Origin of the sequence: Streptomyces sp. NPDC051913, assembly GCF_044593635.1 — a bacterium.
Lineage (GTDB): Bacteria > Actinomycetota > Actinomycetes > Streptomycetales > Streptomycetaceae > Streptomyces.
Window position 1 is genome coordinate 1 of sequence record NZ_JBIUCI010000004.1, and the last position, 25,619, is coordinate 25,619.

The 25,619-nt window shown below is 71.2% G+C and carries 26 protein-coding genes; 17 read left to right on the forward strand and 9 right to left on the reverse strand.

Translation table 11 applies throughout. The features are described from left to right. The coding region (locus ACIHIX_RS12650) for a leucine zipper domain-containing protein (RefSeq protein WP_399953826.1) at window positions 1-302 on the reverse strand (302 nt) is incomplete at its 3' end. 136 nt (window positions 303-438) lie between these two features. After that, window positions 439-1,377, reverse strand: coding sequence for an FAD-dependent oxidoreductase (locus ACIHIX_RS12655; RefSeq protein WP_399955555.1), 939 nt, complete (start codon window positions 1,375-1,377; stop codon window positions 439-441). 78 nt (window positions 1,378-1,455) lie between these two features. On the opposite strand from ACIHIX_RS12655, the gene ACIHIX_RS12660 reads away from it, so the two are divergent. Together ACIHIX_RS12660 and ACIHIX_RS12665 are read left to right on the forward strand one after the other, a co-directional pair. After that, complete coding sequence (locus ACIHIX_RS12660) at window positions 1,456-2,478, forward strand: oxidoreductase (RefSeq protein ID WP_399953829.1); 1,023 nt, start codon at window positions 1,456-1,458, stop codon at window positions 2,476-2,478. 62 nt (window positions 2,479-2,540) lie between these two features. Continuing rightward, window positions 2,541-4,181: an ABC-F family ATP-binding cassette domain-containing protein gene (locus ACIHIX_RS12665; RefSeq protein ID WP_399953832.1), complete on the forward strand. Its 1,641-nt coding sequence runs from the start codon at window positions 2,541-2,543 to the stop codon at window positions 4,179-4,181. An 81-nt stretch (window positions 4,182-4,262) separates the two neighbouring features. Here the strand turns inward: ACIHIX_RS12665 and ACIHIX_RS12670 are convergent, their stop codons facing one another. The 3 genes from ACIHIX_RS12670 to ACIHIX_RS12680 all read right to left on the reverse strand — a co-directional run bounded on the left by ACIHIX_RS12670 (window position 4,263) and on the right by ACIHIX_RS12680 (window position 7,790). Then, the gene (locus ACIHIX_RS12670; protein ID WP_399953833.1) at window positions 4,263-6,614 is read right to left on the reverse strand and encodes a Tex family protein; all 2,352 of its coding nucleotides are present in this window, start codon (window positions 6,612-6,614) and stop codon (window positions 4,263-4,265) included. Between the two features lie 80 nt (window positions 6,615-6,694). Beyond that, window positions 6,695-6,826 carry an LPFR motif small protein gene (locus tag ACIHIX_RS12675; RefSeq protein WP_399953836.1) on the reverse strand — a complete coding sequence of 44 codons (132 nt, stop codon included), beginning with the start codon at window positions 6,824-6,826 and terminating at the stop codon, window positions 6,695-6,697. A gap of 94 nt (window positions 6,827-6,920) precedes the next feature. Next, the gene (locus tag ACIHIX_RS12680) at window positions 6,921-7,790 is read right to left on the reverse strand and encodes a hypothetical protein (RefSeq protein ID WP_399953839.1); all 870 of its coding nucleotides are present in this window, start codon (window positions 7,788-7,790) and stop codon (window positions 6,921-6,923) included. Between the two features lie 127 nt (window positions 7,791-7,917). Between ACIHIX_RS12680 and ACIHIX_RS12685 the strand changes: the two genes are divergently transcribed. Together ACIHIX_RS12685 and ACIHIX_RS12690 are read left to right on the forward strand one after the other, a co-directional pair. Next, window positions 7,918-8,877, forward strand: coding sequence for a GlxA family transcriptional regulator (locus ACIHIX_RS12685; protein ID WP_399953842.1), 960 nt, complete (start codon window positions 7,918-7,920; stop codon window positions 8,875-8,877). Between the two features lie 16 nt (window positions 8,878-8,893). Next, window positions 8,894-9,529 (forward strand): DJ-1/PfpI family protein, encoded by a 636-nt coding sequence (locus tag ACIHIX_RS12690; protein WP_399953845.1) that lies wholly within the window; start codon window positions 8,894-8,896, stop codon window positions 9,527-9,529. Here ACIHIX_RS12690 and ACIHIX_RS12695 read toward each other — a convergent pair. Beyond that, entirely contained in the window at window positions 9,516-10,265 is a 750-nt protein-coding gene (locus ACIHIX_RS12695) for an enoyl-CoA hydratase/isomerase family protein (RefSeq protein WP_399953848.1), read from the reverse strand. The two genes, ACIHIX_RS12690 and ACIHIX_RS12695, sit on opposite strands and share 14 nt — an antisense overlap. Before the next feature lie 66 nt (window positions 10,266-10,331). On the opposite strand from ACIHIX_RS12695, the gene ACIHIX_RS12700 reads away from it, so the two are divergent. Then, window positions 10,332-10,985 (forward strand): HdeD family acid-resistance protein, encoded by a 654-nt coding sequence (locus tag ACIHIX_RS12700; protein ID WP_399955558.1) that lies wholly within the window; start codon window positions 10,332-10,334, stop codon window positions 10,983-10,985. A 174-nt stretch (window positions 10,986-11,159) separates the two neighbouring features. Next, entirely contained in the window at window positions 11,160-11,648 is a 489-nt protein-coding gene (locus ACIHIX_RS12705; RefSeq protein ID WP_399955561.1) for an ATP-binding protein, read from the forward strand. Between the two features lie 6 nt (window positions 11,649-11,654). Here the strand turns inward: ACIHIX_RS12705 and idi are convergent, their stop codons facing one another. The 3 genes from idi to galE form a co-directional block, all read right to left on the reverse strand. Next, complete coding sequence (gene idi, locus ACIHIX_RS12710; RefSeq protein ID WP_399953851.1) at window positions 11,655-12,248, reverse strand: isopentenyl-diphosphate Delta-isomerase; 594 nt, start codon at window positions 12,246-12,248, stop codon at window positions 11,655-11,657. A 190-nt stretch (window positions 12,249-12,438) separates the two neighbouring features. Then, window positions 12,439-13,380 (reverse strand): cation diffusion facilitator family transporter, encoded by a 942-nt coding sequence (locus ACIHIX_RS12715; RefSeq protein ID WP_399953853.1) that lies wholly within the window; start codon window positions 13,378-13,380, stop codon window positions 12,439-12,441. A gap of 135 nt (window positions 13,381-13,515) precedes the next feature. After that, window positions 13,516-14,481 carry a UDP-glucose 4-epimerase GalE gene (gene galE, locus ACIHIX_RS12720; RefSeq protein ID WP_399953856.1) on the reverse strand — a complete coding sequence of 322 codons (966 nt, stop codon included), beginning with the start codon at window positions 14,479-14,481 and terminating at the stop codon, window positions 13,516-13,518. Window positions 14,482-14,759: 278 nt separating this feature from the next. On the opposite strand from galE, the gene ACIHIX_RS12725 reads away from it, so the two are divergent. The 11 genes from ACIHIX_RS12725 (at window position 14,760) to hpnE (ending at window position 25,594) form a co-directional block, all read left to right on the forward strand. Beyond that, the gene (locus ACIHIX_RS12725; protein ID WP_399953858.1) at window positions 14,760-16,568 is read left to right on the forward strand and encodes a DUF5941 domain-containing protein; all 1,809 of its coding nucleotides are present in this window, start codon (window positions 14,760-14,762) and stop codon (window positions 16,566-16,568) included. Next, window positions 16,565-17,317 (forward strand): sugar phosphate nucleotidyltransferase, encoded by a 753-nt coding sequence (locus ACIHIX_RS12730; RefSeq protein WP_399953860.1) that lies wholly within the window; start codon window positions 16,565-16,567, stop codon window positions 17,315-17,317. The genes ACIHIX_RS12725 and ACIHIX_RS12730 overlap by 4 nt, the downstream gene beginning before the upstream one ends. Then, entirely contained in the window at window positions 17,305-18,366 is a 1,062-nt protein-coding gene (locus tag ACIHIX_RS12735) for an iron-containing alcohol dehydrogenase family protein (protein WP_399953862.1), read from the forward strand. The genes ACIHIX_RS12730 and ACIHIX_RS12735 overlap by 13 nt, the downstream gene beginning before the upstream one ends. Beyond that, the gene (locus ACIHIX_RS12740; RefSeq protein WP_399953864.1) at window positions 18,344-19,123 is read left to right on the forward strand and encodes a CDP-alcohol phosphatidyltransferase family protein; all 780 of its coding nucleotides are present in this window, start codon (window positions 18,344-18,346) and stop codon (window positions 19,121-19,123) included. Before ACIHIX_RS12735 ends, ACIHIX_RS12740 begins: the two co-directional genes overlap by 23 nt. A gap of 8 nt (window positions 19,124-19,131) precedes the next feature. Further along, a complete protein-coding gene (locus tag ACIHIX_RS12745; RefSeq protein ID WP_399955563.1) occupies window positions 19,132-20,004 on the forward strand; it encodes a glycosyltransferase family 2 protein in 873 nt (290 codons plus the stop codon). A 105-nt stretch (window positions 20,005-20,109) separates the two neighbouring features. Then, entirely contained in the window at window positions 20,110-21,045 is a 936-nt protein-coding gene (locus ACIHIX_RS12750; protein WP_399953866.1) for an ABC transporter permease, read from the forward strand. Continuing rightward, window positions 21,038-21,829, forward strand: a complete 792-nt coding sequence (locus ACIHIX_RS12755; RefSeq protein WP_399953868.1) for an ABC transporter ATP-binding protein — start codon at window positions 21,038-21,040, stop codon at window positions 21,827-21,829. The genes ACIHIX_RS12750 and ACIHIX_RS12755 overlap by 8 nt, the downstream gene beginning before the upstream one ends. A gap of 384 nt (window positions 21,830-22,213) precedes the next feature. Further along, window positions 22,214-23,116, forward strand: coding sequence for a squalene synthase HpnC (hpnC, locus tag ACIHIX_RS12760; protein ID WP_399953870.1), 903 nt, complete (start codon window positions 22,214-22,216; stop codon window positions 23,114-23,116). Next, complete coding sequence (gene hpnD / locus ACIHIX_RS12765; protein WP_399953872.1) at window positions 23,113-24,063, forward strand: presqualene diphosphate synthase HpnD; 951 nt, start codon at window positions 23,113-23,115, stop codon at window positions 24,061-24,063. Before hpnC ends, hpnD begins: the two co-directional genes overlap by 4 nt. Then, window positions 24,063-24,203 (forward strand): DUF6380 family protein, encoded by a 141-nt coding sequence (locus tag ACIHIX_RS12770; RefSeq protein WP_399953874.1) that lies wholly within the window; start codon window positions 24,063-24,065, stop codon window positions 24,201-24,203. Before hpnD ends, ACIHIX_RS12770 begins: the two co-directional genes overlap by 1 nt. Continuing rightward, window positions 24,200-25,594, forward strand: coding sequence for a hydroxysqualene dehydroxylase HpnE (hpnE, locus tag ACIHIX_RS12775; RefSeq protein WP_399953876.1), 1,395 nt, complete (start codon window positions 24,200-24,202; stop codon window positions 25,592-25,594). Before ACIHIX_RS12770 ends, hpnE begins: the two co-directional genes overlap by 4 nt. The last annotated feature ends 25 nt before the right edge of the window (window positions 25,595-25,619 follow it).

The window sequence follows — 25,619 nt, forward strand, 5'->3', positions numbered from 1 at the left end:
GTGGAGGCGGGCAGGCCCAGGATGGGGCCGATGCGGGCCGGGCCGAGCTTGCGCTCCCGCCGCAGCCGGCACACCCGGTCCTCCATCGTCGCCGGGGTGCGGTGCGGTGTCCGGTGCGGCCTGCTGCAGCGGTCAACCAGTCCCGCCTCGCCTTCGTGGCGCCAGCGGCGGATCCATTTGTGGGCCGTGGCCCGCGAGATGCCCATCTCGGCGGCCACATGAGCCACAGGACGGCCCGAGCGGACCCGTTCGACGAGTAGCCGCCTGCCATGAACGGTCAGCCGGGCATTACGGTGGGACACGAAGACCTCCGTGCGGTGTGTTCCTAGACAGCTCCACCACATCGGAGGTCTTCGCCATGTTCAAGGCCCGCCAGTGTCAACAACGCTCGTGATCAATACACCTAGGTCGTGTCCGCGAAGTCCCGCCCGGCGGGATTCAGGCGGTGGCCAACTCCGCCGCCTCCTGCGCGCACCCCCACGCCACCGTCACGCCCGCCCCGCCGTGCCCGTAGTTGTGCACCAACACCCGCCCGTCCGGCCGGAGTTCACGCTCCAGCCGGACCGCGTCCCGCGCGGGACGCAGCCCCACCCGATGGTCCAGCACCCGCGCCCCCGCGATCTCCGGGCGCAGTGCCGCGCACCGCCGTACGATCGCCTCCGCCACGTCGGGATCAGGCTCCGTGGACCACTCGCCCTCGACCGCCGTACCGCCCAGCAGGAGCCGCCCCGGCTGCGGGAAGAAGTACGCCATCTCGCCGTCGGCGCCCTTCGACACCATCCACGTCCGGATGCCCGGGTCCTCCACCACGACCAACTGCCCCCGCACCGGCACCATCGAAGGGTCCGGCACCAGCTCGGCCGCCCCGAGGCCCGTGCAGTTGACCACCACCGGTGCCTCGACCTCCGCCAGATCGGACACCGTACGCGTCTCGACCACCCCGCCCGCCGCCACGAACCGCCGCCGCAGCCACGGCAGATGCGCCGCCATGTCGACCAGCGGCAGCCGCGCCCACAGTCCGGTCCCGGCGTACTCCTCGGCGGTGACCGGCCGCAGCCCCGGCAGCCGGGCGGTCAGCCAGCCGAACCCGTCGTCCAGCTCTTCCTCGCCCAGCACCCCCTCGACCATGCGTACGCCGGTACGGTCCGGGTCCGCCGCCAGCTCCTCGTACACGTCCAACGAGCGCAGCGCCCACGCGCGTGCCGACGCGACCGGCCTGATCCGGTACGGCCACCACAGCGCCCCGGCGACCGCCGAGGTGGTCCGCTCGACCGGGTCCCGGGACACCACCCGCACCCGACGCCCACGCTCGGCCAGCACCACGGCGGTCGTCAGCCCGACCACACCACCGCCGACCACCACGATCTCGCCGCTCATCTCACCGTCCACGACCGAAACGTAGCGGAATGTGTCATGCCGTGCTCAGAGGGCGCTTGCTGAGGGAATACTCGCAGCATGTCTGCCGAGTACGCGACCTTCGGCCTGGCACCGGCGATGCGTGCCGGTGGAGTCCTCGTCAACGGTGACTACCAAGTCCACCGCGACTTCGTGGACTTCATCGTCGACGGACGACCGTTGCTCTTCCAGCTCTCCGACCTCGACGCCGTCTCCCCACTCGCCTCGGACGTACCACCCTCGATCTTCACCGCCCAGGTCCGCAGTCTCCTGCTGGAGACGGACGCCCCGCTTCCGGGCGGGCGCTATGTCATCTACGGCTGCCCCGAGTGCGAGGACCTCGCCTGCGGAGCCGTCACCGCCGTCATCGAGAAGGAGGGCGCCGACTACATCTGGCGGGACTTCGCCTGGCAGACCGACGAGCTGGCCGACCTCCAGCTCAACGGCTACCACGGGATCGGCCCCTTCCGGTTCCACGGCGCCGACTACCGCGCGGCCCTCGACTCCCTGCTCTCTTCCGACACCGCGAGCCGGCCCCGCCGCGTCCTGCTGATCGGCGCCCGCGTCGCCCTCCTCGCCAAGCTCGCCGCCGCCCTGCGCACCATCGGCATCGGCGCCGACATCGCCCACGACGCCGACGGTGTCCCCGCCGACGAGCTGCGCGGATACGGAGCCGTCGCCTTCGGCCGGGGGATCGGCGAGGCGGAGCGGGCCTCCGTGCGCCGCGCCTTCGACCGCGCGGGCGTGCACGTGACCTACGTGAACGGACTCGCCCCGATCGTCCCCCTGCTCGTCGCCCAGATCGAACACGCCCTCGACCGCAGCCCCGAGGAACAGCGCCGGCTGACCCGCCTGGTGGCCGCCGACGGCGAGGCGGGCGTCGAGGTCACCTCGCCCTGCCGGGTACGGCTCACCGCGTACCGTCTCGACCGGTTCTTCCGCACCCACGCCCAGGAGGTCTTCGACGGCGTCCTGGAAGCGGGCCGGCATCGCATCGTCCTGGACGCGAAGGCGGTGAAGGGGGAGGCCTTCGTGGTCGCCCGGACGTCGGGGAGCGTGCTGGTGGAGGCGATGGCCCATTGACGGGGAGGCGCCGAGAAGCCGGGGCGGACCCACCGGCCGGCCTCGCTAAAATCGGTCCCCTGATGACTGCCACCCTCGTCGCCAAGAACCTCGCCGCCGGCCACGGCGACCGCTCCCTGTTCACCGGACTCGACCTCGTCGTCGCACCCGGTGACGTCATCGGGCTGGTCGGCGCCAACGGCGCCGGCAAGTCCACCCTGCTCAGGCTGCTGGCCGGGCTGACCGCACCGGAGGAGGGAGAGCTCAGGCTCTCCCCGCCGACCGCCACCGTCGGCCACCTCCCGCAGGAACCGGAGCGCCGCCCCGGCGAGACGATCCGGGAGTTCCTGGCCCGCCGCACCGGCGTCGCCGTGGCCCAGCGCGTCATGGACGAGGCGACCCAGGCCCTCGTCGACGGCGCGCCCGGCGCGGACGACGCCTACGCCACCAGTCTGGAGCGCTGGCTCGACCTCGGCGGCGCCGACCTCGACGAACGCGCCGCGGAGATCGCCGACTCCCTCGGCCTGAGCGTCGACCTCGACCAGCCGATGACCTCCCTGTCCGGCGGCCAGGCGGCCCGCGCCGGACTCGCCTCCCTGCTCCTGTCCCGCTACGACGTCTTCCTCCTCGACGAGCCCACCAACGACCTCGACCTCGACGGCCTGGAACGCCTGGAACGCTTTGTGAGCGGTCTGCGCGCCGGCACCGTCGTCGTCAGCCACGACCGCGAGTTCCTCACCCGCACCGTCACCAAGGTCCTCGAACTCGACCTCGCCCAGGGACAGATCAACCTCTACGGCGGCGGCTACGAGGCATACCTGGAGGAGCGCGACGTGGCCCGCAGGCACGCCCGCGACGACTACGAGGAGTACGCCGACAAGAAGGCGGCCCTCCAGGACCGGGCCCAGATGCAGCGCTCCTGGATGGACAAGGGCGTCAAGAACGCCCGCCGCAAGGCGAACAACGACAACGACAAGATCGGCCGCAAGTTCCGCAGCGAGGCCAGCGAGAAGCAGGCCGCGAAGGCCCGCCAGACCCAGCGCATGATCGAACGGCTCGACGTGGTCGAGGAGCCCCGCAAGGAGTGGGAACTGCGGATGGAGATCGCCTCGGCGCCCCGCTCGGGGTCGGTCGTGGCGACCCTGCGCGACGCGGAGGTAGGGCGCGGCGACTTCACCCTGGGCCCGGTCTCCCTCCAGATCGACTGGGCGGACCGCGTGGCGGTGACAGGCGCGAACGGCGCCGGCAAGTCGACCCTGCTGGCCGCACTGCTGGGCAGGGTGCCGCTGACCGCCGGCCAGGCCTCGCTCGGCTCCGGCGTCCTGATCGGTGAGGTCGACCAGGCGCGCAAGCTGTTCCACGGCGAGGAGTCGCTGCTGGACGCCTTCGGGGCGGCCGTCCCGGACACCGAGCCGGCCGAGGTCCGCACCCTGCTGGCCAAGTTCGGCCTGAAGGCGGACCACGTACTGCGCTCGGCGGCGACCCTGTCCCCGGGAGAGCGCACCCGCGCGGCGCTGGCCCTGCTCCAGGGCAGAGGCGTCAACCTCCTGGTGCTGGACGAGCCGACCAACCACCTGGACCTACCGGCCATCGAACAACTGGAACAGGCCCTGGACGCCTACGAGGGCACGCTCCTCCTGGTCACCCACGACCGCAGGATGCTGGACGCGGTGAGGGTGACGCGCCGTTTGGAGGTAGCTGCGGGCAAGGTGACGGAGCGTTGAAATCGCCTCGAGGGTCCCTTACCCAGGGGCGCGGGGAACTGCGCGACCAGCCACAACCGGCCCGCAGTTCCCCACAAACCGCTACCGCCCCTTTTTCTTCGGGTCCAACAACCCCGCACGCCTGAGGGCGTCAGCCATAGCCCCGTTGGCCGGCGGAGCCTGCCGCTGTTGCTGCCGCTGCTGAGGCGGCCGCCCACCCCGCTGCCGACGCTCACCCCCGCCACCCTGCTGACCCTGCGGAGCCTTCTCGTCATCGAGCCGCAGCGTCAACGAGATCCGCTTCCGCGGGATGTCGACGTCCAGCACCTTCACCTTGACGATGTCACCGGGCTTGACCACATCGCGCGGGTCCTTCACGAACGTCTTCGACAGCGCGGACACATGCGCCAGCCCGTCCTGGTGGACACCGACGTCGATGAACGCCCCGAAGGCCGCCACGTTCGTCACCACGCCCTCCAGCACCATCCCGGGAGCGAGGTCGGAGATCTTCTCGACGCCCTCCTTGAAGGTGGCCGTCTTGAACGCGGGCCGCGGGTCGCGCCCGGGCTTCTCCAGCTCCTTGAGGATGTCCGTGACCGTGGGCAGACCGAACGTCTCGTCCACGAACTCCTGCGGCCGCAGCGAACGCAGCACACCCGTGTTGCCGATGAGGGACGCGACCTCCTGCCCGGAGGTCTTCACCATCCGCCGGACGACCGGGTAGGCCTCCGGGTGCACGCTGGACGCGTCCAGCGGGTCGACACCGTCGCGGATGCGGAGGAAGCCCGCGCACTGCTCGTAGGCCTTGGGGCCGAGCCGGGCCACCTTCTTCAGCTCCGTACGGGAGGTGAAGGGCCCGTTGGAGTCGCGGTGCGACACGATGTTCTCGGCGAGCCCGGAGGTGATGCCGGAGACACGCGCGAGGAGCGGGGCGGACGCGGTGTTCACGTCCACGCCGACGCCGTTCACACAGTCCTCGACCACCGCGTCCAGCGAACGCGACAGCTTCACCTCGGACAGGTCGTGCTGGTACTGGCCGACACCGATCGACTTCGGGTCGATCTTCACCAGCTCGGCGAGCGGGTCCTGGAGGCGGCGCGCGATGGAGACCGCGCCGCGCAGCGACACGTCCATGTCGGGCAGCTCCTGCGAGGCGAACGCGGAGGCCGAGTACACCGACGCGCCCGCCTCGGACACCATCACCTTGGTGAGCTTCAACTCCGGGTGCTTGGTGATGAGTTCACCGGCGAGCTTGTCGGTCTCACGGGACGCCGTGCCGTTGCCGATCGCGATCAGCTCGACCGAGTGCCGGGCGGCGAGCACGGCCAGCTTGGCGAGCGCCTCGTCCCACTTGTTGGCCGGGACGTGCGGGTGGATGACGTCCGTGGCGACGACCTTGCCGGTGGCGTCGACGACGGCGACCTTCACACCCGTACGGAAGCCGGGGTCGAGGCCCAGCGTCGAACGCGTGCCGGCCGGGGCGGCGAGCAGCAGGTCGCGGAGGTTCTTGGCGAACACGTCGACCGCCTCGTCCTCGGCGGCCGTGCGCAGCCGCAGCCGCAGGTCGATGCCGAGGTGCACGAGGATGCGGGTGCGCCAGGCCCAACGGACCGTGTCCTTGAGCCACTTGTCGCCGGGGCGGCCACGGTCGGTGATGCCGAACCTGTGGGCGACGATCCCCTCGTACGACGAAGGTCCCTCCGTCGCCTCCTCGGGCTCCAGGACGAGGTCGAGGACGTCCTCCTTCTCGCCGCGCAGCATCGCCAGGATGCGGTGCGAGGGGAGGTCCTTGAACGGCTCGGAGAAGTCGAAGTAGTCGGCGAACTTGGCGCCCGCCTCCTCCTTGCCGTCCTTCACCTTCGCGGCCAGCCGCCCGCGCACCCACATGCGCTCACGCAGGTCGCCGATCAGGTCGGCGTCCTCGGAGAACCGCTCCGTGAGGATGGCCCGGGCGCCGTCCAGCGCGGCCTGCGGATCGGCGACGCCCTTGTCGGCGTCGACGAACGCGGCGGCAGCGGCGAGCGGGTCCACCGTCGGGTCGCCGAGCAGCCCCTCGGCGAGGGGCTCCAGCCCGGCCTCGCGCGCGATCTGCGCCTTGGTGCGCCGCTTGGGCTTGAACGGCAGGTAGATGTCCTCGAGGCGCGCCTTGGTCTCGGCGCCGCGGATCTGCGCCTCCAACTCCTCGGTGAGCTTGCCCTGCTCGCGCACCGACTCGAGGATCGCGGTCCGCCGCTCCTCCAGCTCCCGCAGATAGCGCAGCCGCTCCTCGAGCGTGCGCAGCTGCGCGTCGTCGAGCATCTCGGTCGCTTCCTTGCGGTAGCGGGCGATGAAGGGCACCGTCGAACCGCCGTCGAGCAGCTCCACGGCGGCCTTGACCTGCCGCTCCCTTACGCCGAGCTCCTCGGCGATCCTTCCTTCGATGGACCCAACGCCGATGGGGGTGCGTGTCGTCACGATCCCGTACCGCCTTCTCACTGAGGTTGCGCGGCAATTGTGGCAGGTGGCACGGACATCGGGGGATCAGGGCGCGGCCATCAGGCGCGGCGGCTCCGGGTGGAGCCCGAGGCTCCGCCGAAGAGCCGGGCCAGGGCCCGGAAGGGCAGCGTCACGACGGTGGCGAGGGCGCCGCCGATCTGGCGCAGGACATCAGCGATGGCACGGAACACGAGCATCTCCTTTCCTCGTCCGGCCACGACGACCGGACGGGCCCTGAGTACCTCACTCGTGCCACGCCATGCACCCCACCGTCCGTGTCCGGCCTCAGCCCTTCCCGATCAGGTCCGCCGGATACGCGCCCGCCGCCATGGCCGCCCGCGCGAACCCTGTGCCGAGTTCCGTCAGACGGGCCACGCCCCGCGCGCCCAGGTGTTCGTACGGCGCCCGGTCCAGGCGGTCCGTCATGTCCTCGATCTCCGCGCGCAGCGCCGCACCCCGCTCGGTGAGCTCGCCGCTGTGGTCCAGCAGCTCGCGGTCCCTGAGGCGGCGGGTCGCCGCGTCCCAGTCGTCCTGGGTCCAGCCGCGCGTGGTGAAGACCCACTTCGGGGTCATGCCCCGCCCGGTCGCGGTGTGCGTCACCAGGGCCTCCAGACCGTCGAGGCCCGCGGCCAGCAGCGCGGCGAGATGGCCGTCACCCCGGTGCTCACGCAGCAGGGTCGCGGCGTGGAAGTACGCCAGGTGCGGCTCCTCGGGCACCGGCAGGTCCGCGTGCGCCGCGTACAGCGGACGGGCGCTGCGCGAACAGGCCTCGGCGGCCCGCAGCGCGAGCTCCGCGGCCTCCGCGATCTCCGGGGAGGTGACCGCCTCCTCGCCCAGCAGTCGCCTCAGGGACGTGTCCACGGCACGCGTGCGTGCCGCGAGGACGGCCTCCGGCGAGGCGGTCTCCCACACCGCGGGGACATGCCGGGCCACCAGCTCGTGCCGGTAGTTGTAGAAGGCCGCCGTGACCGTTCCGGCGCCCACCCGCCCCAGCGCGGCGGCCCGCACCGCGAAGTTGACGGCCCGGGGGTGCGTGATCCCGATCCCCGCCAGTTCGGTGCCCAGCTCGGGGGCGAAGTAGGAGGTGGCGTGCAGGGAGTTGAGCACGTTGTGACAGCGGCGGCCGGACCGCGGCTCAAGGGCGGCAGAAGTCATGCCCGGCAGGTTACCAACCGCTTGGTACGTAGCCCATGGGTCGGCGGGGTCGATGCGGCGGACCATGGCAGGAAAGGTGGGGTACTCGTCGTTGCGGCCATTGCGCGGCCCGCGAAGAATCGACGGCATGACGCAGCGAACCGTCCTCGTCGTCCTCTTCGACGAGGTGCAGAGCCTCGATGTCACCGGCCCCCTGGAGGTGTTCGCCGGGGCCGAGCACCACACGCCGGGCACCTACCGCATCCGTACCGCGTCCCTGGACGGCGCCCCCGTGCGCACCTCCAGCGGTCTGACCGTCGTACCGGATCTGGCCCTGTCCGACGCTCCCGTCCCGCACACCCTGCTCGTCCCGGGCGGACAGGGGACCCGGCGCCCCGACCCGCGCCTGACCGCGTGGCTGCGCGCGAACGGGCCGCGTGCCGAGCGGCTGGTCTCGGTGTGCACGGGAGCGATCCTGCTCGCCGAGGCGGGCCTCCTCGACGGCCACCGCGTCACCACCCACTGGGCCTACAGCGACACGCTCGCCCGCGATCACCCGGCCGTCGACGTCGAACCCGACCCGATCTACATCCGGGACGGCAAGGTCGCCACCTCCGCCGGCGTCACCTCGGGCATCGACCTCGCCCTCGCACTGGTCGAGGAGGACCTGGACCGGGACGTGGCGCTGACGATCGCCCGCCATCTGGTCGTCTTCCTCCGCCGACCCGGCAACCAGGCCCAGTTCAGCGCCCAGCTGGCCGTGCAGACGGCGCGGCGCGAGCCCCTGCGCGAGGTCCAGCGCTGGATCAGCGAGCACCCGGGCGCCGACCTCACCGTCGAGTCCCTCGCCGCCCGCGCCCGGCTCTCCCCGCGCCACTTCGCCCGCGCCTTCCAGGCCGAGACCGGCACGACCCCCGGCCGCTACGTCGACCGGGTCCGCCTCGAACACGCCCGGCGCCTGCTGGAGGACACCACCGACGGCGTCGAGGAGATCTCCCGCGCCAGCGGCTACGGCACCCCCGAGGCGATGCGCCGCGCCTTCGTCCGAACACTCGGCGCGTCACCGGCCGAGTACCGCCGCCGGTTCCACCCGGTACCGGCCCACTGAAGGGACCTCGAAAACCGTGCAGATCGCCATCGTCCTGTTCGACCGCTTCACCGCCCTCGACGCCGTCGGCCCCTACGAGACCCTCGGCCGAGCGCCGGACTCGGAGACCGTCTTCGTCGCCGAGCGCACCGGACCGCACCGCACCGACACCGGGAACCTCGCCCTCACCGCCGACCGGACCTTCGCCGAGGTGCCGAACCCGGACATCGTGATCGTGCCCGGCGGGCCTGGGCAGACCCCGCAGATGGAGAACCCGGTGCTGCTCGACTGGCTGCGCAGCGCCGACGCCACCAGCACCTGGACGACGTCCGTGTGCACCGGCTCCCTCCTGCTGGCCGCCGCCGGACTGCTGACGGGCCGCCGCGCGACCTCGCACTGGCTGGCCCTGGACCACCTGAGGCAGTTCGGCGCGGAGCCGACGGGGGAGCGGGTCGTCCTCGACGGCAAGTACGTCACCGCGGCCGGCGTCTCCTCCGGCATCGACATGGGGCTCACCCTGCTCGGCAGGCTCGCCGGCGACGAACACGCCCAGGCCGTACAGCTGTTGACCGAGTACGACCCGCAGCCGCCCTACGACTCCGGCTCACCGGAGAAGGCCCCCGCGCACCTCGTGGAGGAGTTCCGCACGAAGAGCCGCTTCATCCTGACGTAGTCCACGTGAAGCGCGGCTGCCTGCGCTCCAGGAACGCGGCGACGCCCTCCGCGGTGTCGCCGCTGCCGCGCGCCTGCTCGGTCCAGTGGGCGTCCCGGTCCGTCAGTCCGCCCGCGAACTCCTTCGCCGCCGCCTGCGTCAACTGCGAGCGGGACACCAGGATCCGGGTGAACTCGGCGACCCGCTTGTCCAGTTCGCCCTCCGGCAGCACCTCGTCCACGAGGCCGGTGCGCAGGGCCCGCTCCGCGTCGATCAACTCGCCCGAGAACAGCAGGTACTTGGCGGCGGACGGCCCCACCAGCGCAGTCAACCGCCGCGTGGAGGAGGCCGGATACACGATCCCCAGCTTGGCCGGTGTGACCCCGAACAGCGAGCCCTCCTGCGCGAACCGCAGATCGCAGGCCGCCGCGAGCTGTGAGCCGCCGCCCACGCAGTGCCCGCGGATCGCGGCCAACGTCGGCTTCGGAAAAGCCGCGAGCGCCTCCTCGGCGGCGACCGCCAGCCCCTGCGCCTCCTCCGGCGACCCGCGCAGCGTGGAGATGTCGGCCCCGGCACAGAACGTGCCGCCCTCACCGGTCAGCACCAGGGCCCGTACGTCCGGATCGGCGGCCAGCATGTCGAGCAGCGGCGGCAGCGACCGCCACATCGCGGCCGTCATGGCGTTGCGCTTGGCCGGGTGGCGGATGACGACGGTGGCGACCGATTCGGTCACGCCGTGCTGCAGCTGGGGCTCCATGGCCGGATGCTAACCGCACCCGCCTTCCGTACGATCGGCAAGGGGCTCCCGCGCGAGGAGGTGCCGATGGACAGGGACGGCAAGGGCAGGGCCGGTAAACGCACGGACGAGACCGCGAAGCTGAGCCGGGACTTCGGCTGGCTGGCCGCACTCGGCGTGATCCTGGTCCTCGCGGGACTCGTGGGGCTGATCTACACCGGAGTGGCCACGCTCACCTCGATGATCCTGTTCGGCTGGCTGCTGCTCATCGGGGGCGTCGTGGGCCTGCTGCACGCGATCCAGGCGCGCGGCACCAACTTCTTCTGGCTCGGCGTGGTCGTCGCCGCCCTGAACATCGCGGCCGGCGTGGTCGTCATCAGCCGTCCCGAGGCCGCGGCCGCGGCGCTGACCATGTTCGCCGCGCTGCTCTTCCTCACCGGTGGGGTGTTCCGGCTGGCCGGCAGCCTGGTGGTGCGGGGGCCGCAGTTCGGCTGGACGCTGGTGCAGGGCGCCTTCGGTCTGCTCCTCGGCATCCTCGTGCTGGCCTCCTGGCCGAGCAGCAGCAAGTACGTCATCGGCTGCTTCTTCTCGCTCGCGCTGCTCTTCGACGGCCTCGGTCTGATCGCCACCGGCTACGGCGGCCGGCGCATCGTCGGCATGGTCTCCGACCGGCTCGCCGCCGAGGGCGGCGGAGGGAGCGAAACGGACGAGGGTGCCACCAAACCCGTACAACCCGAATAGTTCGCGAACGCGGCACGACCCGGACAGAAACGGTCCTGCATGAGGCCGCGTCCGGCATTGGGGATCACAAACGCTCGATATGCGCTGACTTCTGTTCAGTCATCGAGAGTGGAGCGACGCGTTACCAACACTCGACGTGTGGTGACAATCGAGCGCGAGGGTGGCGACCGGACGATGGAGAACCGCGGGCGTGGGTCAGGCCCACGTCCACCAGGCGGCGCGGACCGGGACCCGCTGCCTTACGAGGGCGTCTGGCGGTTCACCGCCCCCGCCGTGGACGCCTCGGTCCCGCAGGCGCGGCACGCCGTGCGTGACCTGCTGCTGCGGCAGGGGGTGCCGGTCTCGGACGATCTCGTGCAGGGGCTCCTGCTGATCGTCTCCGAGCTGGTCACCAACGCGGTGCGGCACGCGGCCCTGCTGTCGCCGATGCTCGCCGTGGAGGTCGCCGTAGGCGCCGAGTGGGTGCGGGTGTCCGTCGAGGACAACCACCCCTACCGGCCGACCGCCCTGGAGGCGGACCACGCGCAGACCGGTGGCCGCGGACTGCTGCTGGTGCGGGAGGTCACGCGCGAGGCCGGCGGCGTCTGCGACGTCGAACACACGGCGAACGGCGGCAAGGTGATCTGGGCCGCCCTGCCGCTCGCTCCGGTGCGTGTGCTCTAGAACTCGCTACCAGCCGGCGCCGGGGCCGGTCAGTTCGCGGACCGCGGGGCGGGCCGCGTCCAGGACCGTCATGAACCAGGACGAGAAGGTGTCGCGTGCGTGCCGCTCGGCGAGTTCGGCCGGGGTCACGAAGGCCGTCGCGCCGACCTCCTCCGCGTCCGGGCGCAGCGGCGCCTGGAGCATCCCGACGAAGAGGTGGTTGTACTCCTGCTCCACCAGGCCCGACTCCGGGTCCGGGTGGTTGTAGCGCACGGTCCCCGCCTCCGCGAGGAGCGACGGGGACGCGCCCAGCTCCTCGTACGTCCGCCGGGCCGCCGCCGCGAAGGGCGCCTCGCCCGGGTAGGGATGGCCGCAGCAGGTGTTGGACCACACGCCGGGGGAGTGGTACTTGCCCAGCGCCCGCTGCTGGAGCAGCAGCCGGCCCTGCTCGTCGAAGAGGAACACGGAGAAGGCGCGGTGCAGTTGCCCGGGTGGTTGATGGGCGGCGAGCTTCTCCGCGGTGCCGATCGTGACGCCGTCCTCGTCGACCAGTTCCAGCAGAATCGGGTCAGCGGTGCCGTTCGACGAACTGTGCGTCGCGGTGGCAGGTGTGATCGGCATACCCATCCTTCGCATCGGTCTTACGCGCCCCAAGTGTGCCGTACTGACACGACACTCCCGGCCGTTGATCGTGCCCGGCGCGGCGGACGGGGAACCGTCCGGGGCGCACTGTGAGGTCGAGGACGCCACCGTGCACCGGATCGCTGCATTCCGTCCCCTGCCGGACTTACCGGACTCCCGGACCGGACCCTCAGTGGCACAGCCGGGCCTCGTGCTCCGCGTGCCCGCCCGGCTCCAGCTGGAAGGTGCAGTGCTCCACGTCGAAGTGGTCGCCCAGGCAGCCCTGGAGCTCGTGGAGCATCTTCTCGTGCCCGATCGCGTTCAGGACGTCGGAGCGCACCACCACGTGCGCGGACAGCACCGGCATCCCGGAAGTGATGGTCCAGGCGTGCAGGTCATGGACGTCCTCGACGCCGTCCAGGGCCAGGATGTGCGTCCGTACGTCGTTCATGTCGACGTTCTTCGGGGCCGCCTCCAGGAGTACGTCGAGGGTCTCGCGCAGCAGCTTCCAGGTGCGGGGCACGATCATCAGGCCGATGACGAGCGAGGCGATCGGGTCGGCGGCCTGCCAGCCGGTGGTGAGGATCACCACCGCCGAGATGATCACCGCGAGCGAGCCGAGGGCGTCCGCCGCGACCTCCAGGAACGCGCCGCGGACGTTCAGACTGTCCTTCTGGCCCCGCATCAGCAGGGACAGCGAGATCATGTTGGCGACCAGGCCGATCGCACCGAACACGATGGTCAGTCCGCCCTCGGTGCCGGCCGGGGTGAGGAACCGCTGGACGGCCTCGTACAGGACATAGCCGCCGACACAGAACAGCAGCAGACAGTTGGCGAGCGCGGCGAGGATCTCGGCGCGGGCGTACCCGAAGGTGCGCGTCCCGCTCGGCGGGAGGCTCGCGAAGTGGATCGCCATCAGCGCCATGCCCAGGCCCAGTGCGTCCGTCGCCATGTGCGCCGCGTCCGCGATCAGCGCGAGGGAGTCCGCCATGATGCCGCCGACGATCTCGACCACCATGACGGTGAGCGTGATCGACAACGCCACCCGCAGCCTGCCGCGGTACGCCGCGGTCGCCGTACCGCCGGCCGGCGCATGCGAGTGCGCGTGCCCGTGATCGTGCCCTGCCCCCATGGAAGCCGCCTCCTGTGATCTCCGCCCGGCTTCACAGTGAACTACGGGTGGGGGGTATCCGGCAACGCGGCACTGAACACCGTTGTCATGTGCCCTGACCTGCGTAAACGAAGCGCAGGTCAGGGCGCCCTCAGTTCACTGGCCGTGGTGCAGCCGCCAGCCGGCCCACGCCGACTCGATCATCTCCCGCACCCCGCGCCGGGCGGTCCAGCCGAGCTCGCGGGCGGCCAGCTCGGCCGAGGCGACCGAGACGGGGGCGTCGCCGGGACGCCGGGGTTCCACGACGGGCTCCCGCCGGTCGCCGGTGACCTCGCCGATGACCGTGACCAGCTCCCGTACGGAGACACCTTCGCCGCGGCCGATGTTGACGGTCAGGTCGCCCGCCCGGTCGACGACCCGGCGGGCGGCCGCGAGATGCGCCTCGGCCAGGTCGGCGACATGGATGTAGTCGCGGACGCAGGTGCCGTCCGGCGTCGGGTAGTCGTCACCGAAGATCCGCGGGGCCTCGTCACGGGTGAGCCGGTCGAAGACCATCGGCACGATGTTGAAGACGCCCGTGTCCGCCAGCTCCGGCGCCGCGGCCCCCGCCACGTTGAAGTACCGCAGACACACGGTGGAGATCCCGTGCGCCTGTCCGGCCGCCCGGACCAGCCACTCCCCGGCGAGCTTCGTCTCGCCGTAGGGGTTCACCGGGGCGCACGGGGTCTCCTCCGTGATCAGCCCGGCGTCGGGATTGCCGTAGACGGCCGCCGACGAGGAGAACACGAACCGCCCCACCCCGGCCTCGGCGACCGCGTCGAGGAGCGTCGCCAGACCGCCGACGTTCTCCTGGTAGTAGCGCGTCGGCTGCGCCACCGACTCGGCGACCTGCTTGCGCGCGGCCAGGTGCAGCACGCCGGTCACCTCGTGCTCGGCCAGCACCCGCTTCAGCAGCCCGGCGTCGAGCGACGACCCCCGCACGAGCGGCACGTCCGCCGGCAGCCGCGCGGGAACCCCGGCCGACAGGTCGTCCAGCGCGAGGACGCGCTCACCGGCCTCCGTCATGGCCCGCGCCACATGGGCCCCTATGTATCCCGCTCCGCCTGTGATCAGCCATGTCATGGTCGCCCACCCTATGTCGAGGCCACGGCGACGGACGCTATGTCCCGGATGCCCGATCCCGCGGGACGCGGTTTGTGGGCGGGGCCCGTGATCACCCATGATGATCGCGGCAAAGGCCGGGGGAGCCGCCGTGGATCGGCCCGTGAACGGGCGGTGAACGCGGGCTTCCCGGCATCCGATAGCCTCTGCCGACATGCCGCCCGGCCGTCACCGGTAAGGGGCGCCCCCACCGTGTACCCGCCGACGTGCAGACGTCGGCACCCAGGGAGTGAGTTCGGTTGTCGACCGCCATCCTCACCGGTCAGCCGGTCCCCGGATCGTCGATCGAGGGCGATCTGCGGTCCCTCGGCTTCGACGTCCGGACCGCCTCCGACGCCACCGAGACCGAGACGCTCCTCGCCCAGGTGCCCGGTGACCAGCGGGTCGCCGTCGTCGACGCCGGTTTCGTCGGCCATCTGCACGCCCTGCGCCTCGGTCTGACCGACCCGCGCTTCCCGCTCGCCGCGATCCCCGGCGCCGTCACGGCCCAGCCGGCCGGCCGCCAGGCCCTGACCCGCGCGATGGCCCGGGAGAACAGCGCGGGCGGCGGGACGGCACTCGTCGTGGACAGCCTCGCCGACCGGATCGTCACCGCGCTGGACGCGGACGACGCCGGAGTGCACCACCCCGAGCTCGGCAGTCTCGTCGCCGTGGTCCCGGCCGACCCGCAGGCCCGCAACGAGGCACGGCAGGCCGTCGCCGCCGTCGACGACGAAGCCGTACGCCTGAAGTCGGCCGTGAAGTCCCGCGACGGCTTCTTCACCACGTACTGCATCAGCCCGTACTCCCGCTACATCGCCCGCTGGTGCGCCCGCCGGGGTCTGACCCCGAACCAGGTCACCACCGCCTCGCTCGTCACCGCCCTCATCGCCGCGGGCTGCGCGGCGACGGGCACCCGGGCCGGGTACGTCGCGGCCGGTCTGCTGCTGATCTTCTCCTTCGTCCTGGACTGCACCGACGGCCAGCTCGCCCGCTACTCGCTCCAGTACTCCACGCTCGGTGCCTGGCTGGACGCCACCTTCGACCGGGCCAAGGAGTACGCCTACTACGCCGGACTGGCGCTGGGCGCGGCTCGCGGCGGTGACGACGTGTGGGCGCTGGCGCTCGGGGCGATGGTCCTGCAGACCTGCCGGCACGTCGTCGACTTCTCCTTCAACGAGGCCAACCACGACGCCACCGCCAACACCAGCCCCACCGCCGCCCTCTCCGACAAGCTCGACAGCGTCGGCTGGACGGTGTGGGTACGGCGCATGATCGTGCTCCCGATCGGTGAGCGCTGGGCGATGATCGCGGTCCTCACGGCGTTGACCACCCCGCGGATCACCTTCTACGCGCTCCTCGTCGGCTGCGCCTTCGCGGCGACCTACACCACGGCCGGCCGCGTGCTGCGGTCGCTGACGCGTAGGGCGCGGCGCACGGACCGGGCCGCACAGGCGCTGGCCGACCTCGCGGACTCGGGCCCGCTCGCCCAGGCCCTCGCCGGCGCCCTCAAGAACCCCGCGCGCAAGCTCCCCGGCTTCACGGCCCCCGCGGTGGCCCTCCTCGGCGGCCTCGCCCTCGTCGCCTCCGCCGCGTTCACCGACTTCGGCGGACCGTGGCCGATCATCGGCGCCGCCGTCTACGCCGTCACCTCCGCCCTCGCCGTCGCCCGCCCCCTCAAGGGCGCCCTCGACTGGCTCGTCCCGCCCTTCTTCCGGGCCGCCGAGTACGGCACCGTCCTGGTGCTGGCGGCCGGGGCAGACGTGAACGGAGCCCTTCCTGCGGCTTTCGGGCTGGTGTCGGCGGTCGCCTACCATCACTACGACACGGTGTACCGCATCCGCGGCAACGCCGGCGCGTCCCCGGCCTGGCTGGTGCGCGCCATCGGGGGGCACGAGGGGCGGACGCTGCTCGTCACCGTCCTGGCCGCGGTGCTCACCGCCTCGCAGTTCAAGGTCGCGCTCACGGCTCTGGCCGTGGCCGTCGCCCTCGTGGTGCTCGTCGAGAGCATCCGCTTCTGGGTGTCCTCCGGGGCGCCCGCCGTACACGATGAAGGAGAACCCGCATGATCGGCCTCGTGCTGGCGGCCGGCGCCGGACGGCGTCTGCGCCCCTACACCGACAGCCTTCCCAAGGCTCTGGTGCCGGTGGGCCCCGCGGGCATAGAGGGCGAACCCACGGTTCTCGACCTCACTCTCGGCAACTTCGCGGAGATCGGGCTGACCGAGGTCGCGATCATCGTCGGCTACCGCAAGGAGGCCGTGTACGCGCGCAAGGAGGCCCTTGAGGCCAAGTACGGCCTCAAGCTCACGCTCATCGACAACGACAAGGCCGAGGAGTGGAACAACGCGTACTCCCTGTGGTGCGGCCGTGACGCCCTCAAGGACGGCGTGATCCTCGCCAACGGCGACACCGTCCACCCGGTCTCCGTCGAGAAGACGCTGCTCGCCGCCCGCGGCGAGGGCAAGCGCATCATCCTCGCCCTCGACACGGTGAAGTCCCTCGCGGACGAGGAGATGAAGGTCGTCGTCGACCCCGGGAAGGGCATGACGAAGATCACCAAGCTGATGGACCCCGCCGAGGCCACCGGCGAGTACATCGGCGTCACGCTCATCGAGGGCGACGCCGCCCCCGAACTGGCCGACGCGCTGAAGACGGTCTGGGAGACGGACCCGCAGCAGTTCTACGAGCACGGGTACCAGGAACTGGTGAACCGCGGCTTCAGGATCGACGTCGCGCCGATCGGTGACGTTCAGTGGGTGGAGATCGACAACCACGACGATCTCGCCCGCGGACGGGAGATCGCGTGCCTCTACTGACCCGGCTCATCCCTGCGCCGGTCGTCGTCGACATCCGCCCGGGTGCCCTCGACGACCTGGTCGGCGTTCTCGCCGACGAGCGCATCTCGCACTCCGGCAGGCTCGCCGTCGCCGTCAGCGGCGGTTCCGGCGCCAAGCTGCGCAAGCGGCTCGAACCCTCGCTGCCCGGCGCCAGCTGGTACGAGGTCGGCGGCGGCACCCTCGACGACGCGGTGCAGCTGGCGAGCGCCATAAAGGCCGGCCACTACGACGCGGTCGTGGGCCTCGGCGGCGGCAAGATCATCGACTGCGCCAAGTTCGCCGCGGCGCGGGTCGGCCTGCCGCTGGTCGCCGTGCCGACCAACCTCGCGCACGACGGCCTGTGCTCGCCGGTCGCGACCCTCGACAACGACGCGGGCCGCGGCTCCTACGGCGTGCCGAACCCGATCGCGGTCGTCATCGACCTCGACGTCATCCACGAGGCCCCGTCCCGCTTCGTGCGGGCCGGTATCGGCGACGCCGTCTCCAACATCTCCGCGATCGCGGACTGGGAGCTGGCCAACCGCGTCAAGGGCGAGAAGATCGACGGCCTCGCCGCCTCGATCGCCCGCCAGGCAGGCGAGGCCGTGCTCAGGCACCCCGGCGGCATAGGGGACACCGACTTCCTCCAGGTGCTCGCCGAGGCGCTCGTGCTCAGCGGTATCGCGATGTCGGTCTCGGGCGACTCCCGCCCGTCCTCCGGCGCCTGCCACGAGATCAACCACGCCTTCGACCTGCTCTTCCCCAAGCGCGCCGCCGCGCATGGCGAGCAGTGCGGCCTCGGCGCCACCTTCGCGATGTTCCTGCGAGGTGCGCACGAGGAGTCGGCGTACATGGCCTCGGTACTGCGCCGGCACGGACTGCCGGTACTGCCGGAGGAGATCGGCTTCTCGGTGGACGAGTTCGTCCGCGCCGTGGAGTTCGCTCCGGAGACCCGGCCCGGCCGGTACACGATCCTCGAACACCTCGACCTCAAGACCGACCAGATCAAGGATCTCTACGTCGACTATGTCAAGACCATCGGTAGCTGAACTCCGTCCGGTCGTGCACCCCGCAGGGGTGAAGGACCGGCGCAGCGGTGAGCACTGGATGGGGCGCCTCTACATGCGCGAGGTGTCCCTGCGGGTGGACCGCTACCTGGTGAACACCAGGGTCACGCCCAACCAGCTCACGTACCTGATGACCGTCTTCGGCGTCCTCGCGGCCCCGGCACTGATCGTGCCGGGGATCCCGGGGGCCGTGCTCGGCGTGGTCTGCGTGCAGATGTACCTGCTCCTCGACTGCGTCGACGGCGAGATCGCCCGCTGGAAGAAGCAGTACTCGCTCAACGGCGTCTACCTCGACCGGGTCGGCGCCTATCTGACCGACGCCGCCGTCCTCGTCGGCTTCGGTCTGCGCGCGGCCGACCTGTTCGGCAGCGGCCGTATCGACTGGCTGTGGGCGTTCCTCGGCACCCTCGCCGCGCTCGGCGCCATCCTGATCAAGGCGGAGACCGACCTCGTCGGCGTCGCCCGGCACCAGACCGGCAAGCCGCCGGTCCAGGAGTCGGCGGCCGAGATGCGCTCCTCCGGCATGGCGCTGGCCCGCAAGGCCGCGTCCCTGCTGAAGTTCCACCGCCTCATCCTCGGTATCGAGGCGTCCCTGCTGATCCTGGTCCTCGCGGTCGTGGACAACATGCGCGGCGACCTGTTCTTCTCGCGGCTCGGTGTCGCCGTACTGGCCGGCATCGCCCTGCTCCAGACGCTGCTGCACCTGGTGTCCATCCTCGCGTCGAGCAGGCTCAAGTGAGCGCCCCCATGAAGGTCGGCGCCGTCATCATCACGATGGGCAACCGGCCCGAGGAGCTGCGAGCCCTGCTGGACTCGGTCGCCAAGCAGGACGGCGACCGCGTCGAGGTGGTCGTCGTGGGCAACGGCTCGCCCGTGCCGGACGTCCCCGCGGGTGTGCGCACCATCGAGCTGCCCGAGAACCTCGGCATCCCCGGCGGCCGCAACGTCGGCATCGAGGCCTTCGGCCCCAGCGGCCGCGACGTCGACATACTGCTCTTCCTCGACGACGACGGCCTCCTGGCGAACCACGACACCGCCGAGCTGTGCCGCACGGCGTTCACCGAGGACCCGAAGCTCGGCATCATCAGCTTCCGCATCGCCGACCCGGACACCGGCGTCACCCAGCGCCGCCACGTTCCCCGGCTGCGCGCCGCCGACCCCATGCGCTCCTCGCGCGTGACCACCTTCCTCGGCGGCGCCAACGCCGTCCGCACCAAGGTCTTCGCCGAAGTCGGCGGCCTGCCGGACGAGTTCTTCTACGCGCACGAGGAAACCGACCTGGCATGGCGGGCCCTCGACGCGGGCTGGATGATCGACTACCGGTCCGACATGGTGCTGTACCACCCGACGACCGCGCCCTCGCGGCACGCGGTCTACCACCGCATGGTCGCCCGCAACCGGGTCTGGCTCGCCCGCCGCAACCTGCCCGCGCTCCTGGTCCCCGTCTACCTCGGGGTCTGGCTGCTGCTCACCCTGCTGCGCCGCCCCTCCCGGCCTGCGCTGAAGGCATGGTTCGGTGGATTCCGGGAAGGTTGGACCACCACGTGCGGCCCACGCAAGCCCATGAAGTGGCGTACCGTGTGGCGGCTGACCCGACTGGGCCGGCCCCCGGTCATCTGACAAGCTCGAACCAGGGAACGGCCGGGCCGACACCCGGCCCCGGCTCATGCCCAAGCCGCGCAGGCTGCGCATCTCGACGCATCTCGAAGACGAAAGTTTCCACCAGTGAGTGAGACAACGCATGACGGCGGAGTCGCGGTGACCGCGCCTCCGTCGCCCGACGAGGGCCTCACGGCGGCACAGCTCGCCGCCAAGTACGGGCTGGCCGTGAGCGGTGCCCGCCCCTCACTCGTCGAGTACGTCCGCCAGCTCTGGGACCGGCGCCACTTCATCCTCGCGTTCTCGCGGGCGAAGCTGACCGCCCAGTACAGCCAGGCCAAGCTCGGCCAGCTGTGGCAGGTGGCCACGCCGCTGCTCAACGCGCTGGTCTACTTCTTCATCTTCGGTCTGCTGCTGGGCGCCCGGAAGGGCATCCCGCACGACATCTACGTGCCGTTCCTGGTGACCGGTGTGTTCGTGTTCACCTTCACCCAGAGCTCGGTGCTCGCGGGCGTGCGCGCGATCTCCGGAAACCTGGGCCTGGTGCGGGCGCTGCACTTCCCGCGGGCGTCCCTGCCGATCTCGTTCGCCCTCCAGCAGCTCCAGCAGCTGCTGTACTCGATGATCGTGCTGGTCCTGATCATGGTGGCGTTCGGCAGCTACCCGGGTCTGTCCTGGCTGCTGGTCCTGCCCGCGCTGACCCTGCACTTCGTGTTCAACACCGGCCTCGCGCTGACCTTCGCCCGCATGGGCAGCAAGACCCCCGACCTCGCCCAGCTGATGCCGTTCGTGCTGCGTACGTGGATGTACGCGTCCGGTGTCATGTTCAGCATCCCCGCGATGCTCGCCGGCAAGGACCTGCCGGGCTGGGTCACCGAGGTCCTGCAGTGGAACCCCGCCGCCATCTACATGGACCTGATCCGCTTCGCGCTGATCGACGGCTACGGCTCCGAGTACCTGCCCCCGCACGTGTGGCTCTTCGCGCTGGGCTGGGCGGTGCTCGCCGGGGCCTTCGGATTCGTCTACTTCTGGAAGGCGGAAGAGAGGTACGGCCGTGGCTGAGACCGAGCAGCAGACCGCCCCCCGGGACCCCCGTCCCACCGTCATCGCGGACGACCTCCACATCGTCTACCGCGTCAACGGCGCCAAGTCCGGCAAGGGCAGCGCCACCGCGGCCCTGAGCCGCATCGTCAAGCGCGGCGAGGAACGCGGTGTGCGCAAGGTGCACGCCGTGCGCGGGGTCTCCTTCATCGCCTACCGCGGCGAGGCCATCGGCCTGATCGGTTCCAACGGCTCCGGCAAGTCCACCCTGCTGCGTGCCATCGCCGGTCTGCTGCCCGCCGAGAGCGGCAAGGTCTACACGGACGGCCAGCCCTCGCTGCTCGGCGTCAACGCCGCCCTGATGAACGACCTCACCGGCGAGCGGAACGTCATACTAGGCGGGCTCGCCATGGGCATGTCCCGGGAGCAGATCAAGGAGCGCTACCAGGAGATCGTCGACTTCTCGGGCATCAACGAGAAGGGTGACTTCATCACCCTGCCCATGCGCACCTACTCCTCCGGCATGGCGGCCCGGCTGCGCTTCTCCATCGCCGCCGCCAAGGACCACGACGTCCTGATGATCGACGAGGCCCTGGCCACCGGCGACCGCAAGTTCCAGAAGCGCTCCGAGGCGCGCATCCGGGAACTGCGCAAGGAGGCCGGCACGGTCTTCCTGGTCAGCCACAACAACAAGTCGATCCGTGACACCTGCGACCGGGTCCTGTGGCTGGAGCGCGGCGAGCTGCGCATGGACGGCCCGACCGACGAGGTCCTCAAGGAGTACGAGAAGTTCACGGGCAAGTAGTCCACAAGGGCCTCGGTGTATCGGCCCACGACGCTTCGCAGGGCCCCGCCGGAACTGCTCCGGCGGGGCCCCGCGTCTGCAAAGGAAACGTCAACTTCGGTACCCCGCAGGAATCTTGAAGTCAATCGGTGTGTTGTTGTGATGCGCAGGACACCCCGACGATCCACACCGCGCTGTACAACGTAAGCTGTACCGGTCCCGAATAGCGGCAAGTGGGGCGATAATGCCCGACACCCTCTGTCAGGGCCGCCGCACGGAAAGCCGGGCGGCGTGTCCGAAATAGTGTGTATTGGGTCGGCGGTGTAGAACGGGAGATGTGACGGCTATGGCTACGGAAACTCCCCAGCTCAACGCATGTGCCGTCCTCGGCCCGGGCAGTCGGCGGTGACGGGAACAGAGACGGCACGCGCCTCGGATCCGGAGCGCGGCACGCTGGACAAGGCCGCGGGTGAGAACTTCCCCGTGGCCCCCTTCTTCCTGCCCCGGGCCTGGCGCGCCGACCTCATGGCCGTCTACGGCTTCGCCCGCCTCGTCGACGACATCGGCGACGGCGACCTCGCCCCCGGCGGCGCCGACGCCCGCCTCCTCGGCGTTTCCGCCGCGAAGGCCGAGGATCGTCTGGAGCTGCTGGACGCCTTCGAGGCCGACCTCGACCGGGTCTTCACCGGCGAACCCCGCCACCCGCTGCTGCGCCGCCTGCAGCCCACGGTCCGCCGCCGGGCGCTGCCCCCCGAGCCCTTCCTCGGCCTGATCGCCGCGAACCGCCGGGACCAGCTGGTCAAGCGGTACGAGACCTACGACGACCTGCTCGCCTACTGCGAACTGTCGGCCAACCCCGTGGGCCGCCTGGTCCTCGGCGTCACCGGCACCTCGACCCCGGAGCGGATCCGGCTCTCGGACGCGATCTGCACGGCGCTCCAGATCGTCGAACACCTCCAGGACGTGACCGAGGACCTCGGCCGCGACCGCATCTATCTGCCCGCCGAGGACATGAAACGCTTCCATGTCCAGGAGGCGGATCTCGCCACGAGGACCGCGGGCGCACCGGTGCGCGCACTGGTCGCCCACGAAGCAGAACGCGCCCGCTGTCTCCTGAATGAAGGCGCCCCCCTGGTGGGTAGCGTCCACGGCAGGTTGAAGCTGCTGCTCGCAGGGTTCGTGGCGGGGGGAAGGGCGGCGATCCGCGCGATCGCCGCCGCCGAATACGACGTACTTCCCGGCCCGCCCAAGCCCGGCAAGCTCCAGCTGCTGCGTGAGGTGGGCGTGACTCTGCGAGGAGAGGGGTGATCCGGACCGTGGAGGCCGAACCACACGTGTCCGCACCGGTACTCGCCGCCTACAGCTACTGCGAGGCCGTGACCGGACAGCAGGCGCGGAACTTCGCGTACGGCATCAGGCTGCTGCCGATGCCCAGGCGGCGCGCGATGTCGGCGTTGTACGCCTTCTCGCGCCGCGTCGACGACATCGGCGACGGCACCCTGCCGCCGGACGTCAAGGCCGCCAGGCTGGAGGACACCCGGGCGATGCTGGCCCGGGTCCGTGACGGCGTGGTCGACGAGGACGACACCGACCCGGTCGCGGTCGCCCTGGCCCACGCCGCCACCGCGTTCCCGATCCCGCTGGGCGGCCTGGACGAGCTGATCGACGGCGTCCTGATGGACGTCCGCGGCGAGACCTACGAGACCTGGGACGACCTGAAGGTCTACTGCCGCTGTGTCGCGGGCGCCATCGGACGGCTCTCGCTCGGGGTGTTCGGTACGGAACCCGGGGCGCGCGGCGTCGAGCGCGCGCCGGAGTACGCCGACACGCTCGGGCTCGCGCTTCAGCTCACCAACATCCTGCGGGACGTCCGTGAGGACGCCCTGGGCGGACGCACCTATCTGCCCGCCGACGATCTCGCGAAGTTCGGCTGCTCGGCCGGGTTCAACGGGCCGAGACCGCCGGAAGGCTCCGACTTCGCGGGCCTCGTGCACTTCGAAGTGCGACGGGCCCGCGCCCTTTTCGCCGAGGGCTACCGGCTCCTGCCCATGCTCGACCGGCGCAGCGGCGCCTGTGTCGCCGCCATGGCCGGGATCTACCGCCGCCTCCTGGACCGCATCGAGCGCGACCCGGAGGCCGTGCTGCGCGGCCGGGTCTCGCTGCCCGGGCGGGAGAAGGCGTACGTCGCCGTACGGGGACTGTCCGGGCTGGACGCACGGCATGTGACGCGCAGGACCGTCAGGAGGCGCGCCTGATGGACAAAACGGTCCAAGGTGATGCCACCCGGGAAAAGCGGCAGGCAACCCTCCGGCAGGGCGCGGCGTCCCTGACTGCAACGGCCGACCGTGCACCGTTCAAGCACCGCGGCGGCCGCGCAGGGGAGGGTGCACGATGACCGACGGCCATCAGTCCGGGCGGGACGCCGTCGTGATCGGCGGCGGGCTCGGCGGGATCACCGCCGCGCTCGCCCTCGCCGACGCGGGTGTCCGCGTCACCCTGCTCGAAGGCCGGCCCCGCCTCGGCGGGCTAGCCTTCTCCTTCCAGCGCGGCGAACTGACCGTCGACAACGGACAGCATGTCTATCTGCGCTGCTGCACCGCCTACCGCTGGTTCCTCGACCGGATCGAGGGGGCCGCGCTGGCGCCGTTGCAGGATCGTCTCGACGTGCCCGTACTCGACGTCGACAAGCCCGAGGGGCGACGGCTCGGCAGACTGCGGCGCGACGCGCTGCCGGTGCCCCTGCATCTGGGGCGCAGCCTCGCCACGTACCCGCATCTCTCGCTCGCCGACCGGGCCAGGGTGGGGCGGGCCGCGCTCGCGCTCAAGGGGCTCGACCTCGCCGATCCGGACCTGGACGCACAGGACTTCGGCAGCTGGCTGACCGCGCACGGTCAGTCGGCGCGTGCCGTCGAGGCCCTGTGGGACCTGGTCGGGGTCGCCACCCTCAACGCGGTCGCGGGCGACGCCTCACTGGGGCTCGCCGCGATGGTGTTCAAGACCGGTCTGCTGTCCGACCCGGGTGCGGCCGACATCGGATGGGCGCACGTCCCGCTGGGTGAACTGCACGACCGGCTGGCCCGCAAGGCGCTCGACTCCGCGGGTGTCCGTACCGAGGTCCGTACACGCGTCACCTCCATCTCCACTGACGAGAACGGGGCTTGGCGCGTCGAGGTTCCCGGCGAGACGCTGCGGGCGGACTCGGTCGTCCTCGCCGTACCCCAGCGCGAGGCCCATGACCTGCTGCCCGAGGGCGCGCTGGACGCGCCGGAAAATCTTCTGCGGATCGGCACCGCGCCGATCCTCAACGTGCATGTCGTCTACGACCGCAAGGTGCTCCACCGACCGTTCTTCGCGGCCCTCGGCACCCCGGTCCAGTGGGTCTTCGACCGCACCGACGCCTCCGGACTGCGCGAGGGCCAGTACCTCGCGCTGTCCCAGTCGGCGGCACAGGACGAGATCGACGAGCCCGTCGCCGTACTCCGGGAGCGGTACCTCCCGGAGCTGGAGCGGCTGCTGCCCGGCACTCGTGGTGCCGAGGTGAGGGACTTCTTCGTCACCAGGGAGCGCACGGCGACGTTCGATCCCGCCCCCGGCGTCGGACGGCTGCGGCCCGGCGCCCGTACCAGAGCACCCGGCCTCTACCTGGCCGGAGCGTGGACCGCCACGGGGTGGCCCGCGACCATGGAGAGTGCGGTCCGCAGCGGCGTGCAGGCGGCGGACGCCGCGCTGAGCGCCCTGGGCCGGCCCCGCCCGAGCCACCTCTTCGACGTCGAGGAGGCGGCCTGATGCTCGATCAGCATGGCGCGGCAGG

Coding starts and splice junctions, on each gene's coding strand:
- ACIHIX_RS12655 (WP_399955555.1), bottom strand. CDS start 1,377: ATGAGCGGCGAGATCGTGGTGGTCGGCGGTGGTGTGGTCGGGCTGACG.
- ACIHIX_RS12660 (WP_399953829.1), top strand. CDS start 1,456: ATGTCTGCCGAGTACGCGACCTTCGGCCTGGCACCGGCGATGCGTGCC.
- ACIHIX_RS12665 (WP_399953832.1), top strand. CDS start 2,541: ATGACTGCCACCCTCGTCGCCAAGAACCTCGCCGCCGGCCACGGCGAC.
- ACIHIX_RS12680 (WP_399953839.1), bottom strand. CDS start 7,790: ATGACTTCTGCCGCCCTTGAGCCGCGGTCCGGCCGCCGCTGTCACAAC.
- ACIHIX_RS12685 (WP_399953842.1), top strand. CDS start 7,918: ATGACGCAGCGAACCGTCCTCGTCGTCCTCTTCGACGAGGTGCAGAGC.
- ACIHIX_RS12695 (WP_399953848.1), bottom strand. CDS start 10,265: ATGGAGCCCCAGCTGCAGCACGGCGTGACCGAATCGGTCGCCACCGTC.
- ACIHIX_RS12700 (WP_399955558.1), top strand. CDS start 10,332: ATGGACAGGGACGGCAAGGGCAGGGCCGGTAAACGCACGGACGAGACC.
- ACIHIX_RS12705 (WP_399955561.1), top strand. CDS start 11,160: ATGGAGAACCGCGGGCGTGGGTCAGGCCCACGTCCACCAGGCGGCGCG.
- idi (WP_399953851.1), bottom strand. CDS start 12,248: ATGCCGATCACACCTGCCACCGCGACGCACAGTTCGTCGAACGGCACC.
- ACIHIX_RS12715 (WP_399953853.1), bottom strand. CDS start 13,380: ATGGGGGCAGGGCACGATCACGGGCACGCGCACTCGCATGCGCCGGCC.
- galE (WP_399953856.1), bottom strand. CDS start 14,481: ATGACATGGCTGATCACAGGCGGAGCGGGATACATAGGGGCCCATGTG.
- ACIHIX_RS12730 (WP_399953860.1), top strand. CDS start 16,565: ATGATCGGCCTCGTGCTGGCGGCCGGCGCCGGACGGCGTCTGCGCCCC.
- ACIHIX_RS12740 (WP_399953864.1), top strand. CDS start 18,344: ATGTCAAGACCATCGGTAGCTGAACTCCGTCCGGTCGTGCACCCCGCA.
- ACIHIX_RS12745 (WP_399955563.1), top strand. CDS start 19,132: ATGAAGGTCGGCGCCGTCATCATCACGATGGGCAACCGGCCCGAGGAG.
- ACIHIX_RS12770 (WP_399953874.1), top strand. CDS start 24,063: ATGGACAAAACGGTCCAAGGTGATGCCACCCGGGAAAAGCGGCAGGCA.
- hpnE (WP_399953876.1), top strand. CDS start 24,200: ATGACCGACGGCCATCAGTCCGGGCGGGACGCCGTCGTGATCGGCGGC.